At 42.7% G+C, this 15374-nt stretch carries 7 protein-coding genes; all 7 read left to right on the top strand.

Annotation, left to right across the window (positions count from 1 at the left end; translation table 11 throughout):
* Positions 1-192 precede the first annotated feature (192 nt).
* The 7 genes from FD725_RS28395 (at position 193) to FD725_RS28365 (ending at position 15353) form a co-directional block, all read left to right on the top strand.
* Positions 193-345: a hypothetical protein gene (locus tag FD725_RS28395; RefSeq protein ID WP_179051211.1), complete on the top strand. Its 153-nt coding sequence runs from the start codon at positions 193-195 to the stop codon at positions 343-345.
* 12 nt (positions 346-357) lie between these two features.
* The gene (locus FD725_RS28390) at positions 358-1701 is read left to right on the top strand and encodes a ParB N-terminal domain-containing protein (protein ID WP_179051210.1); all 1344 of its coding nucleotides are present in this window, start codon (positions 358-360) and stop codon (positions 1699-1701) included.
* Between the two features lie 863 nt (positions 1702-2564).
* Complete coding sequence (locus FD725_RS28385) at positions 2565-2843, top strand: hypothetical protein (protein ID WP_179051209.1); 279 nt, start codon at positions 2565-2567, stop codon at positions 2841-2843.
* Between the two features lie 150 nt (positions 2844-2993).
* Positions 2994-8393 (top strand): type I polyketide synthase, encoded by a 5400-nt coding sequence (locus tag FD725_RS28380; RefSeq protein WP_179051208.1) that lies wholly within the window; start codon positions 2994-2996, stop codon positions 8391-8393.
* 122 nt (positions 8394-8515) lie between these two features.
* The gene (locus FD725_RS28375) at positions 8516-10249 is read left to right on the top strand and encodes an SDR family NAD(P)-dependent oxidoreductase (protein WP_179051207.1); all 1734 of its coding nucleotides are present in this window, start codon (positions 8516-8518) and stop codon (positions 10247-10249) included.
* A 279-nt stretch (positions 10250-10528) separates the two neighbouring features.
* On the top strand, positions 10529-11887 hold the full coding sequence (locus FD725_RS28370; protein WP_179051206.1) for a polyketide synthase: 1359 nt from the start codon (positions 10529-10531) through the stop codon (positions 11885-11887).
* Between the two features lie 151 nt (positions 11888-12038).
* Positions 12039-15353, top strand: a complete 3315-nt coding sequence (locus tag FD725_RS28365) for a type I polyketide synthase (RefSeq protein ID WP_179051205.1) — start codon at positions 12039-12041, stop codon at positions 15351-15353.
* Positions 15354-15374 lie beyond the last annotated feature (21 nt).

Genomic DNA, 15374 nt, shown 5'->3' with positions numbered 1-15374 from the left:
TTTCGTTCCCAATAAATTCTCATTGTGATTAGTCAGGAGATAGCCAAAATGGCTGCGTTGGTGAACTGCTATCAACTCATCTGCAATTAACCAAAAACTCTTTTTGTAATTCGTAATTTGTAATACTCGCGGCTAGTCAGCAGAAAGAGAACCGAGGATAACTAATGACTGTTGACTAATGACCAATGACCAATGACTAATGACCATTTATTATTCGCTGATTGCGATCGCTATATTTGTGTTCCATCAGACATTATTGAGGTAAAATCAGGATTTCTGGATAATAATGAAACTAATTCGGTGTATCTTAGTCGTTATGGTTGGTGTTTTAACTGGATGCACTGAAAAGTAGTAGTTATGCCCATAGTACCCATAGACCAAATTAAAATCGGTCGCAACCGCCGTCCGGTCAAGGGTGACAAGGTGAATGAGTTGCAGGAGTCAATCAAGGCTAATGGTTTATTGAACCCAATTACAGTAGACCAGCAGTTGAATTTGATTGCGGGGTTGCATCGGCTGACGGCTTGTAAGTTGTTGGGGTTGGAGGCGATCGCCTGTAATATTGTCAATTATGAGTATGCTGACCAAGGACGGTTAGCGGAGATTGACGAAAATTTGATTCGTAATGAACTAGAACCGTTGGAACGGTCAGAATTGTGGTGGGAACGTGACCAAATTTTAGAACGGATGGGGCTACGGGCGAAAGTTGGCGATAATCAACATACCCTCAAAGCTGGTGAAACGGTTTCACCACCTCTGAAAAGAACTGTGGAGTTAGCCAAGGAAGCAGGCTACTCGGAACGCACCTTTCAGCATGGGAAGCAAATCGCTAAAGGAATTCACCCAGAAGTCAAGCAGCTAATTAAAGGTACACCCATTGCGGATAGTCCCACAGCGCTATTACAGGTAGCCAGGGCTGGTGCAAAAGAACGTACCTTGGCACAGGAGGCGCAACAGGCGAAGGAATTAGCCGAGGCGAGGGGTGATACAGCCGAAGCTGAACGACAGAAGCAATTGGTAGATGAGTTTCAAGATCAACAAAAATCGGCTCAGATATTAGCTTACCAAAGTGCGATCGCCCAAAAAGCAGCGAAATTAGCGGTTAAAAAAACTCAACGTCAATCAGCACCAACAAATGATAATGTAGCGATCGCTCTTGATGAACCAATTGTGCAAACTGGTGATGAATGGATTGCGGGGAGGCATTTAATATATTGTGGTGAGACATCCCAAACTGAGTTTCAGAGTTTATTACCTTCTGATGCAGCGTTGGCGATCGCTACTCTATCACCTAATTGGCAGCATAATTATTTGGTAGATGAAGCTAAGGTGGTGGCTGTGATTCGTTCTGAGGGAAATATCTATGAATTTTACCAGCGTAATCAAATGCCTTTTCAATATGAATTATTACTAGACAATCTTTATATAGGGATTTTTTCTCATCAAATCATTTCCAAACCCCAAACACAAATTAATATTGAAGGCATCGAAGGAATTGTCAATTATTTGCTCAATTTATACACCAGCCCCAATCATTTTGTGATTGCTCCTTTTATGGGTCATGGGGAAATTTTGATTACCTGTGAAAGAATGGGACGAATTTGTTTTACTGGCGACAGTAATCCAGAATTAGTCAGCCGGGGCATTGGGCGTTGGCAAAAATGGACTGGTAAATTAGCAGTGAAAACATCTAAATATTAAAAGTGTTTTTCTCTGTGTCTTTGTCTTGAAAAGTTCAGATGCCTGCGGCAAGCTGCAAAGCGTCTACGGAGGAAACCTCTGCTCCGACTTTTCGCTGTGCCTTTGTGGTTCAATCAATTATTTTTAACCACAGAGACACCAAGACACAGAGGAATTTAGAGAAGTTTATGATGCACAATCTATAAAATGAATGTTTGCTTGCTAAATACGTTTTGCTAGTAATTAGGCATTTATATTAAAAAGTCATCAAAAAATCTCTTTTGATTATGATGTGATGCTGAAAAATCTTTTTGGTAATCTGAGTAATTTAATTTATGTATTTACGCAAGTATTACTGGTTAGACAAAACAGGTTTAACGCTATCTGCATCAAGATAAAGTTAACTTTATAGATGCAACACCACAAATTCAAAGTCTTTATTCGTAAGTCATTAATTATACTTCTGTTCTATACTAAATTTGTAATTTTCATCAACAAATAGCCATTCTTTTTATAAAAATAATTTAAACAAATGATTTAGTTTCCATGAAGTGTGCTATTGTTTGTATTAATTCAATGCTAAAAAGCAGCCAGGCAAATTAGTTATTTATTTGCGAGGGACACAGTAAAAACTAACCCTAAGTGCAGTTTGGTAGAAATAACTATTAAGTTGAAAAAGCTCAAAACTTACAAAAAAGATTTTTCACCTTCTGCTCTCTGCCTGCTTATACTACCTGCATCACCATCACCTTATATACGTTTGAGAAACTGTGCAGATAACTGTATGATTTCGGAGTCAAGGTGATGTTTCTTCTGTAACGAACTTGTCAACTTTTCTGAATCAAATCCCATAACATATATTATCCTGGACGCTGAAACTGGCTATGGCATTCATCAAGATACAGAACGTTGTCATTAATACCAGCTACGTGGCTGCGGTGAAGCTAGATAATCAAACTAGTTTGGGAGAAAAAAGCGTTTCTGTCTTAATAGCTACTCCTAAGTTTCCACCGTTCCAGGAGGATGCAATTACTCAAAATCTCTACCATTACGAATGGATTGAATTTACTGGTCAAGCAGCTACCGCGCTTCAAGATTATTTTACCAGTTTCAACAATGTTATTGACCTATTGCCGCAATATTTAGTAGGGGATAGGGGATAGGGTACAGGTGATAGGTGATAGGGTACAGGGGATAGGGGATAGTCTTTTGACTCAATACTCCCTACTCATCACTCAGCACTCAGCACTCCCTACTCAGCACTCCTTACAGTAGCTGCAAAATTCACAGTACTTCAGAAAAGTATATGTCTTATGTCTGCTAATCCAATTGATAGTGCCTTAGCGGAGTTGGAATCCGAAATTAATAACTGCGAAAAGGCTTTGTTGAGGTGTATTGAGGAAAAAAAAATGAAATCAGAAAAACCAATGTCAATCAACAAAATTAATAGACAACTACAACAAAATCCTATCGCTATTATTGGCATGGCTTCGCTGTTACCTGAAGCTAGAAATTTACGTCAATACTGGCAGAATATAGTTAACAAAATTGATTGTATTTCTGATGTTCCTTCTACTCATTGGAGTGTAGAAGATTATTACGACCCCAACCCCAGAACCCCAGAAGATAAAACTTACTGTAAAAGAGGTGGGTTTATTCCAGAGGTGGATTTTAACCCAATGGAATTTGGCATTCCTCCCAGCATTTTAGAAGTCACTGATGTTTCCCAACTATTAAGTTTAGTAGTTGCGAAAGAGGCGATGGAAGATGCAGGTTATGGCGACTCCCGTGAATTTAGTCGGGAAATGGTCGGGGTGATTTTAGGTGTGGCTATGGCCAAGCAATTGGGTATGCCGCTTTCTGCTAGGTTGGAGTATCCTATCTGGGAAAAAGTTCTCAAAAGTAGTGGACTTTCTGACGAAGATACTAAAAAAATCGTCGATAAAATCAAAAGCGCTTACATCAAATGGGATGAAAACGCCTTCCCTGGGATGTTAGCTAACGTCGTCGCGGGACGTATCGCCAACCGCTTGAACTTTGGCGGGATGAACTGCGTTGTTGATGCAGCCTGCGCTAGTTCCTTCGGTGCTTTGAAAATGGCTATCAGCGAACTAGTTGAGCATCGGGCTGAGATGATGCTGACTGGTGGTGTAGACACAGATAACACCATCATGGCGTACATTTCCTTCAGTAAAACTCCAGCCGTATCTCCTAGCGAGAGTGTGAAACCTTTCGATGCTAAGTCTGACGGGATGATGCTGGGTGAAGGTATCTGTATGCTGGTGTTGAAGCGCCTGGAAGATGCCGAACGTGACAATGATAAAATCTACGCTGTCATTAAAGGTATCGGGACTTCCAGCGATGGACGGTATAAGAGTATTTATGCTCCCCGTAAAGAAGGTCAAGTCACTGCTTTGCGTCGTGCCTATGAAGATGCTGGTTTTTCTCCTGCCACTGTTGGGTTAATGGAAGCCCACGGTACAGGGACAATGGCTGGCGACCCCACTGAGTTCGGTTCTTTGAGAGACTTCTTTGGCGAACACGACGAGCAAAAACAGCACATTGCTTTGGGGAGTGTGAAATCTCAAATTGGTCACACCAAAGCGGCGGCGGGTGCGGCAAGTTTGATTAAAACAGCCTTGGCATTGCACCACAAAATCTTACCAGCCACAATCAATATTACTGAGCCTAACCCCAAGCTGAATATTAAAAATTCTGCTTTCTATCTTAATACCCAAACTAGACCTTGGATTCGGGCAGAAGGGGAAGCACCACGACGGGCTGGTGTGAGTTCTTTCGGTTTTGGTGGGACAAACTACCACGTTGTTTTAGAAGAATACGAAGCAGAACAAAACCGCCCTTATCGCCTACATAACAGCGCCCGTGAAATTCTCATGTATGCTGCTAACCCCGGCGAACTGTTGAAGAAATGTGAGGAAGTTTTAGGGAAGTTACAATCTGAGGGTGGTGAGAGACATTACGCTCAGTTAGTGCAAGAATGTCAGTCACTAGAAATTCCTCTGAATGCTGCAAGAGTTGGGTTTGTGGCGGAGAATTTGCTAGAAGCTTGTAAGTTGATGCAAATTAGCATTGACTGGCTGAAGCATAAAGGCTCAGTTGCTAATTGGGAACATCCCCAAGGTATTTTCTACCGCGCGGCGGGAATGGAGTTGGGCGGCAAAGTTGTGTCTTTGTTCTCTGGACAAGGTTCTCAATACTTGGAAATGGGACGGGAGTTAGTGATGAACTTCCCCACCTTGCGCCGTCTGTTTGGTTACATGGATGGACTGTTACTCAAAGATAACTTGCGTCCTTTGTCGGAAATTGTTTTCCCCCATCCTGTGTTTGAGGAAGCCGAGAAAAATGCTCAAATGGCAGCCTTGCAACGCACAGAATATGCACAACCTGCAATTGGGGCATTTAGTGCTGGCTTATATGCCATCTTGAAACAAGCCGGATTTAAATCTGACTTTGTAGCTGGACACAGTTTCGGGGAAATTACCGCCTTGTGGGCTGCGGGTGTGTTGAGTGACCAAGATTATATGTACCTGGTGAAAGCTAGGGGACAAGCAATGGCTGCACCAGAAGACCCAGACCATGATCCTGGTAGTATGTTGGCAGTGAAGGAAGATATTAGCAAGGTGGAACCAATTCTCAAACAGTTCCCCCAAGTTACCATCGCCAACTATAATTCTCCCACTCAGTTTGTCTTAGCAGGCCCCACCGGCGAAATTACGAAAGTCCATCAGGCTTTACAAAAACAAGGATGTGCGACTGTATTGTTACCAGTCTCCGCCGCTTTCCACACGTCGCTAATTGCCTTCGCTCAAAAATCCTTCGCCATTGCTACTAAGTCTGTTCAATTCCACGAACCCAAAATCCCTGTTTTCACCAACGTCACAGGTAAGCAGTATCCCAAAGAACCCCAAAGCATTCAAAAAATCTTAGAAACTCACCTTGCCAACTCCGTACTGTTTAAGCAAGAGATTGAGAATATCTACGCTGCGGGTGGTTCTTGCTTCGTGGAATTTGGCCCCAAGAGAATCCTGACTAACTTAGTCAAAGATATTTTAGGCGATCGCCCCCATACTACCATTGCTTTGAATCCTAGTGTGCAGAAAAATAGCGATCGCTCTCTCAGGGAAGCAACTGTACAAATGCGCGTCTTGGGTATGTCGTTAAAAAATCTCGACCCCTACCAAACCCAACCCACACTACCCCCGGTTGAGAATAAAAAAGCTCTGAGTGTGAAGCTAAGAGGTATCAACTATGTGTCTGAAAAAACCAAAAATGCTTTCGCGGAAGCCTTGAATAACGGACACAAAGTTACTTTACCCCCTGCTACGCCTACAAAGGCTGAACCCGCACCAATTCCCACCAGTAATGGTAATGGTAATGGACGTGTAAGCATATCTGCTGAACAAGTAAAAAGTGCTGAATTCTCTTCTTCTAACTCCCCACTCAATCACATCAAAGCAACCAACGGACGTGTTACCCAACCGCCCACAATTTCGGATAACTCTACTAGTGTCACTCAACCACAACCTGCAATGAATCCTGCGCTCCTTTCACCCCAACTAGCCGAAGAACTGAAGATGCAAACACCAGAAAACCTGGCCAATTGCCAACGAGTGCTAGAAAGCTTAGAGTACCTGACAACCCAGTTCCAGCAAAATCAAGCTGAGAATCTCCAAGTTCATGGTACTTATCTCAATCATCAGATGGAATACACCAAAGCATTCTTCCAACTGATGCAGCAACAAAACGCCTTGTTTGCTAACGCTAAGTCTTCCCAAGAAGCTGCCCAGCTTAAACTAGTTGTTATGGAAAGCTTAGAGCGCAGCATGGTGCAGTTTCACTCCCAACAAGGTGAAACCCTCCGCATCCATGAAAAATATCTTCAAGAACAGGTAGCTTACGCGAGAAACTTTTTTGAACTGATTCAACAGCAGTATGCAATGGTGTTGTCTAGTACAGCGAGTGTACCAGTCACCGACACAGCAGTCAAGGAAGCTCCCGCTTTCACCATCGATGCACCCATCGTGGAAGCACCTGTACCTCCCACTGCCAAACTAGTTGAGACTGTTGAGACTGCACCTGTCGTCACCCCCGCGCCAGCAACTTGGGAAATCGCACAGCCACCTGTAGTTGCAGCACCGACAGTTGCTACTTCTATAGTTGTTGAGACTGTAATTGAGACACCCGTTACACCTGTCGTCAACAAAGTTGAAGAACTTACCCCCGCACCTGTTGCACCTGTCGTCACTTCAGTGACTACCGCCGTTAACATTGCTGACTTGGATAAAAACCTCTTAGCAATTATTAGCGACAAGACAGGCTACCCAGTAGAAATGCTGGAAATGGAAATGGATATGGAGGCTGACTTAGGGATTGACTCGATTAAACGAGTAGAAATCCTGGGAGGCTTGCAAGAACTGTATCCCGACTTACCCAAGCCCAACTTAGAAGAACTGGCAGAAAAACGCACCATCGGGCAAATCGTTGATTATCTGCAAGCCAACTCAGCCATTAGCCACTCGGTAGAAATTGCCATCCAGCAAGCGCAACAAGCCGCAGAAATGCCAGCGCCAGTTGTGACTGCAACTATCACAGTCACCCCCGTAGTTGCTCCCGTTGAGCCAGTCGTGGTTCCCACAACTCCTGAGCCTGAAGTCGTAGCAGACACCACAGATTATGCAGATTTAGCTCAAACTCTGCTGAACATCACCAGCGATAAAACTGGCTACCCAGTAGAGATGCTAGAGCTAGAAATGGATATGGAGGCAGACTTAGGAATCGACTCGATTAAACGGGTGGAAATATTAGGGGCGATGCAAGAAATGTATCCCGACTTACCCAAGCCCAACATCGAAGAATTAGGCGACCTCCGCACCATCGGGCAAATCGTTGACTACCTCCAAAAGCTGGCGGGAGGTGAAAAAAAAAAGTCTCAGTCTGAGCTTAACTGGCAGCCAGTCCAAATAATCGATGGGGTACAACGCCGTCCAGCCAAACTCAAATACCTGCCAGCACCAGATAGCTTAGACTTGACTTTACCAGAGGGACACATCTGTTTAATTACCGATGATGGTTCCCTCACCACCTCCCAAGTAGCGCAGTCTCTCACAGAACGGGGTTGGAAAGTTGTAGTCTTAAGCTTCCCCCAATCCCTCATCCCCCAACAAGCGCCCTTACCCGCCAGCGTCAACCGCATCACCCTCGCAGATATGACCGAACAATTGCTACAAGATAAATTATCTGCGATCGCTACCAACTTCGGCACAATCGGCGCTTTTATCCACATCCACCCCGGATTTGCGGTTGAGCCAACTGGCAAGATAGATTTTTTACCACAAGAAAAAGAAATTGTCAAGCACATCTTCTTCATAGCCAAGCACCTGAAGAAATCCCTCACCGAAGCCGGACGCTATGAGCGCAGTTGTTTCTTCACCGTCACTCGCTTGGATGGAGCCTTCGGATTTGAGCATAAGGTTAATTTTGGGGCAATTGGTGCTGGTTTATTTGGATTAGTTAAAACCCTGAGATGGGAATGGCCAAATGTGTTCACCAGAGCCATTGATTTAAGTCCTACCTTAAATCCCCAGCAATCAGCCCAGCACATTGTAGACGAATTATTCGACCCCAATCTGTCTATTGCTGAAGTTGCTTACAGTTCTCAGGGGCGCGTTACTCTCATTAGTTCTTTTGAGTAGAGGGAATGGGGGCTAGAGGCTAGAGGCTAGGGGCTAGAGATTAGGAAAAAGTTTTCTCTGCCTGATGTCCAATACCCCATGCCCCATTTCCCAGTAAATCCTAATTGAACATCTCAATAAATATGACTACACAAACTCAAGTTCGTCCATCATCTGTATTTGTTGTCAGTGGTGGTGCTAAGGGAATTACAGCGCAGTGTGTTGTGGAACTAGCCAAGCACCAACCTTGTCAATTTATTCTCCTTGGTAGATCAGAAATTATCGCTAATGAGCCGGATTTTGCCCGTGATTGTGTGGAAGAATCGGTATTAAAAAAAGCCATCATGCAGCATCTTCTTTCCCAAGGAGAGAAGCCCACACCGATGAGTGTGCAGAAAGTATATAACAAAATTGTTTCCAGCCGAGAAATTAAACAAACCCTGGCGACAATTCAACAGGCGGGAGCCAAGGCAGAATATATTAATGTTGATGTCACTAATGTTGCTGAGTTGCAGCAAAAATTAGCAGATGTGGCGGGAAGAGTAGGACAGATTACCGGGATTATTCACGGGGCGGGAAATTTAGCGGATAAGTTAATTGAAAAGAAGACAAACCAGGATTTTGAAAAGGTATACACTGCGAAAGTTCAAGGTTTAGAAAATTTACTCTCTTGTGTGGATGGTAGTCAATTAGAGCATTTAGTCTTATTTTCCTCCGTAGCTGGCTTTTATGGGAATATAGGACAATCAGATTATGCGATCGCTAATGAAATTCTCAATAAATCTGCCCATTTAATGAAGCAACACTATCCCCAGTGTCACGTAGTTGCAATCAACTGGGGCGGTTGGGACAGTGGGATGGTGACACCAGAACTCAAAAAAGCCTTTGCAGAAAGAGGAATTGATATCATCCCTGTGGAAGTCGGGACAAAAATGCTGGTTAATGAACTCCATCCCCACCATCGTGATTCTACACAAGTCGTCATTGGTAGCCCTATCACACCCCCACCCACATCTATAGATCCCCAACTCCGCAACTATCGTATCCGTCGCCGCATGACAGTAGCGGCAAATCCTTTTTTACAAGATCATGTAATTGCTGGGACTCCCGTATTACCCGCTACTTGTGCGATGTCTTGGATGATTCATGCTTGTGAAGAATGTTATCCCGGCTATCGTTATTTGATGTGTAAAGAATTTAAAGTATTGAAGGGTATTACCTTTAATCAAAGCGTAGCGAAGGAACATATTCTCGAAATACAAGAACTAGCGAAAAATGGTTCTGAATCTATCGAATTTCAAGCCACAATTCTGAGTAAAACCCCTGAAGGTAAAACCCATTATCATTTCCGGGCAAATATCACAATCGTCCAAAAATTACCAGCAGCACCGATTTATGATGCCGTAAATCTCACAGAAGATCAGATCATTACCAAGACAGATACAGATTTTTATCAAAATGGAGATTCTAGCTTATTTCATGGGCCAGCATTTCAAAAGATTACCAGAGTTTTAAACATCAGTCCTGAGAAACTTACTGCTGAATGTTTTTGGACACAAATATCAGATGAAGCCCAAGGACAGTTCCCCGTAAAATGGCATAATCCTTACACAACTGATTTGAGTACACAAACTTTATGGGTGTGGTTGAACCACTTTCATCAAGAAGTCTGTTTACCCGGACAATTAACCCACTCAGAACAGTTTAGAGCCGTACCATGCAACGAAACTTTTTACGTTTCTTGCGAAATTGTCAACAAAACTGCAACAGGTGTAACCGCTAACTTCTTCTTACACGACAAAGAAGGACAATTATACTCACGCATCCTAGCAGCTAAGGCAATCATTGCACCGATGAATCTGCATAAGCCAAAGTAGCCCATCTTAACTCTGTGTCTTTGTGTCTCTGTGGTAAAAAATAATTTATTTAACCACAAAGGCACAGAGACACAGAGAGAAAGAACTCTTTCTATTCTTTAAACAAACCTGTTATTTAATCCTAAATAGTTTAGGATGGCTATAGTAGGCTGATATTTAATCTGCCTGAAAGCTTTGCTTGTCTGTGAAATACCGTAAATCCTGAATCTTTTCCAGTCCGGGGAATAGCGTAAATTTAAGAATTTGTAATTCGTTATACTCTAACGGGAATATTTAGTAGTGGAAAAAATCGCCATCATCGGATTATCCTGCCTGTTTCCTGATGCTAACAATCCTGAGCAATTTTGGCAGAATTTAACTGAGCAAAAAGATTCTACATCATCTGTAACAGTTGAAGAAATGGGTGTAGATCCCACAATATTTTACGACCCTGTAAAAGGCAAGCCGGATAAAATTTATTTCCTTAAAGGTGGATTTATTCGCAATTTTAAATTTGATGCTAGTGAATACAATCTACCATCGGAATTTGTGGAAAGCTTGGATAATACCTTTAAATGGTCACTATATGCTGCTAAACAAGCAATTCAACATAGTGGTTATTGGGGTAATCAAGATGTTCTCTCTAAATGTGGGGTAATTTTAGGAACTTTATCTTTACCAACAAAGGTTTCTCATCAATTAATTTCCCCAATTTATCGGCAAACAATTGAACCTGCTGTTGCGGAACTTTTACAAAATCAAGATTTCCATCTAGCGGCTTTACCTACAGCGACTAAACCAGCAACCCAAAATGCCATGATATCTGGTTTACCAGCCGCACTAGTCGCTCAAGCTTTCTCTCTTTCTGGTACTCATTTCTGTATAGATGCTGCTTGTTCGTCGTCTTTTTATGCGATTAAATTAGCTTCTCATTACCTGTGGATGGGGAAAGCTGATGTGATGTTAGCCGGTGCTATTAGTTGCTCAGATCCTCTATTTTTACGGATGTTATTTTCCGGTATTCAAGGCTATCCAGAAAACGGAATTAGCTCACCTTTAGATAAAACATCAAGGGGTTTGGTGACATCTGAAGGTATAGGAATGGTCATGCTAAAACGGTATAGCGATGCTGTTAGAGATGGCGATAAAATCCTGGCTACAGTTTGCGGTAATGGACTTTCTAATGATGGTAAAGGTAAGCATTTATTGAGTCCCAATACGAAAGGACAAGTTACAGCTTTTGAGCGAGCCTATAGGGAAGCGGAAATTAGTCCCCAAGCTGTTGATTATATGGAGTGTCATGCTACTGGTACTCTACTCGGAGATAGCACTGAATTGAACTCGATAGAAAGCTTTTTTGGTAAATACCAAGCATCACCATTAGTAGGTTCAGCTAAGGCTAATGTGGGACATTTATTAGTAGCTGCGGGTATGGTGAGTTTGACTAAGGCAATTTACAGCATGAATCATGGTGTGATTCCCGCAACTATTAATGTGAATGAACCGATAGGTTCGGAAAATAATGTTATTTCCCAAAAAAATATTGTGCGGACAACTACGACATGGCCTAACCATGCTAATACTAAACACGCAGCTTTAAGTGCTTTTGGTTTTGGTGGTACAAACTCCCATCTAATTCTAGAAAAAGGAAGTTTGTAATAAGGATTCAGGAGTCAGAATACAGGATTCAGAATAGTAGGAGTAGGTTGGGTTTCGCTACGCTTAACCCAAGATAGATCAGGATGTTGGGTTTCGCTGTTGCTCAACCCAAACTACAATTTTTTACTTTTAACTTAAAGGTAATCAAGTAATGTTTGACACAGAAAATAACAATACAGCTAAGATTGCTATTGTGGGCATGGATGCCTTCTTTGGTGAGTGTAATAGCTTAGATGCTTTTGAACGTAGTATCTATGATGGTAAGCAGCATTTTATCTCCCTACCACCAAAGAGATGGTATGGTATTGATGAGCAAAAAGACTTGTTGCAAGAGTATGGTTTAGCTGATGGTCAAGCGCCTGTAGGTGCTTATATCAAAGAGTTTGATGTAGATACTCTCGCTTATAAGATTCCTCCCAACGAAGTTGAACAACTTAATCCCCAACAACTGCTGTTATTGACGGTAGCCGATCGCGCTCTGAAAGATGCGAAGATGACTGAAGGGGTTAATGTGGCAGTAATTATCGCTGCTGAGGCTGAGTTATCTGTACACCAGCTACAACAGCGTTGGGATTCGTCTTGGCAAGTCAAAGATGGTTTAAATGCTGCGGAAATTACCTTACCATCTGAGCAAATTTCCCAACTGGAAACCATCGTCAAAGATAGTGTCCACCATCCAGCAGAGATTGGTGAGTATTTGAGCTACATCACCAATATTATGGCGAGTCGGATTTCCTCGTTATGGAATTTCACTGGCCCAGCTTTTACGGTAACGGCGGTAGAAACTTCAGCATTTAAGGCGTTGGAAGTGGCACAAATGCTACTGATGACGGGAGAAGTTGATGCTGTTGTTTTGGGTGCGGTAGATTTGGCTGGTGGTGTGGAAAACGTATTATTACGTAATCAAACAGCCAAGATTAATACTGGTGTCAATACCTTAAGCTATGACCAAAAAGCTAACGGTTGGACGGTGGGAGAAGGTGCGGGTGTGGTTGTTCTCAAGCGTCATAGTGAAGCGCTGGAAAATGGCGATCGCATCTATGCAGTAATTGATGCTGTGAGTATTGGACAATCTCACGCCCATGTGAGTCAAGGTTGTCAACAAGCTTTGCAAATCGCGGGTGTGGAAGCTGAACAAGTGAACTATCTAGAGGTTTGTGCTAGTGGGATTCCTGATGAAGATGCAGCCGAAATTGCTGGTTTAGTACAGGCATATCCATCGGTGGGGAATGGGTTACACTGTGCGATCGGTAGTGTGAAAGCAAATATTGGTCATACCCAAGTAGCATCAGGAATTGCCAGTTTAATTAAAACTGCGCTGTGTCTGTATTACAGATATATTCCAGCTACTCCTAACTGGTCTGGTGTGAAGAATCCCCAAGCCTTTGAAGGTAGTCCTTTCTATGTGGCGACGGAATCTAGACCCTGGTTTCTCAGCAAAAACTCTCCACGACGGATTGCGGCGATTAATGGGATGGGATGTGATGGGAGTTTTGCTCATGTGATCTTGTCGGAAGAAATTAATGAGTCAGCACGTCCGAATAAGTATTTGGAACAGATGTCTTTTTATCTGTTCCCTGTAACTGCTGATGACCGTTCCAGTCTATTAGAGGCTTTGGATAGACTACAAAAGAGTATTGAAGAGAGTGCTTCTTTATCTAATAGCGCTAGTCAAGCTTTTAACACATATAAGCAGCAATCTCAAGCCAAGTACGCCGCATCTATTACCGGACGTAATAAAAAAGAACTCCTCCGAGAAATCGAATCGGCGCGTAAGGGTATCAATGCAGCCTTTGATCGGGGGATAGATTGGCAAACCCCTATGGGTAGTTATTTTACAGCCAATCCTTTGGGTCACAAGGGTGAAGTGGCTTATGTGTATCCGGCGGCGGTTAATTCCTACATCGGTATCGGTCGGAATCTGTTCCGCCTCTTCCCCAAACTGCACGATAATTCTTTTGTCAAGAGTATCTACAAGCGTGCGGCTGATGTTGAGCGACTGGTGTTTCCCCGCAGTTTGGCTAAGTTAACGACAAGACAATTAGAGCAGCTAGAGAAGAAATTGCTCGAAAATTCTCTAGCCATGTTTGAAGCCGAGATGTTTTGTACCAGATTGCTCACCACCGTGATTCAGAACGACTTCCAAGTCCAACCCAAATATGTGTTTGGTTATAGCTTGGGTGAAACCAGCATGATGGTTGCTCAAGGGGTGTGGAGTAATTTTTACGAAGGTAGTAACTCTTTCAACTCATCAGCGTTATTTGGCGATCGCTTATCGGGGCCGAAAAATGCTGTGCGCGAGTATTGGGGATTACCAAAAGCAGACTCGGCTTTAGAGGATAATTTGTGGGGTAATTATGTGCTGATGGCTAGTCCTGTGCAAGTGCGGGATGCAATCAGAGATGAACCACGGGTTTACCTAACGCAGATTAATACACCAGAAGAAGTGTTGATTGCTGGCGAACCTGCGGCTTGTCGGCGGGTGATTAAAACCATTGGCTGTAACGCTTTCCCGGCTCCCTTTGATCATGTGATTCATTGTCAAACCATGCGATCGGAGTTTGCTGAGTTGGTGAAATTGAATACTTTACCAACACAAACTATTCCCAATACTGTGTTTTATTCTGCTGCTGAGTATAAACCTATTACATTAGAAAGCAGTGAAATTGCGCGCAGTATTGCTACTGGTTTATCTCAAGAATTAGATTTTCCCAAACTAGTTAACCGCATCTACGAAGACGGTGCAAAAATCTTTATCGAAGCTGGTGCTGGTAGTGTTTGCTCTCGCTGGATTGATAAAACTCTCGAAGACAAAGAACACATTACAGTATCCCTCAATCGTCGGGGTATCGATGATCATAGTTCTTTTGTCAAAGCCTTAGCAAAACTCGTCAGCCATAGAGTTAGTTTGGATTTATCACCACTTTATAGTCCAGTAGAAACTAGCAAGCAAAATAAAGCCATGCTACGGACTGTAACTATAGGTGGCGACTCAATTACTGGCAAAATCTTGAGTGATGAAAACCGTAAAGTCTTCCAAGAATTAGCCCAGAAACGCCAAAAATCTCAACCAATATTAGGCATAAATTCATTTGATGTAACTAAGCCAAAACTCACAATCGATGAAACTTTACCCCAGACAGTAGAATTTTCATCGGAAACTATCATTAAACACGTTTTCGCGCCAGAAGAACAATTAAAATCTTCTGAGTTAATAGCCACTACATCAGAAACTACCCCAGATTTTCTATCATCAACCACCACAGAAATTGAACTTGCCACCATCATCAATATGCTGGAATTGAACAAATCTCAGTATCAAAAACTGAATGCAAATCATCTGAAGATAGCACAAAATCACACGGCTTTCTTAAAAGCCAGACAAGATTTTAGTAAACAGATGAGTGAAATCATGCAATTACAAATGGTTTGCGCTCAAGATTTATTAAATGCAGAAGACAAATAAATGTAGGTTGGGTTGACGTAA

Origin of the sequence: Nostoc sp. TCL26-01 (genome assembly GCF_013393945.1) — a bacterium.
Classification (GTDB): Bacteria; Cyanobacteriota; Cyanobacteriia; order Cyanobacteriales; family Nostocaceae; genus Trichormus.
Note: the sequence above shows the minus strand (reverse complement) of the source record. Positions and strands in the feature narration are given on the sequence as shown.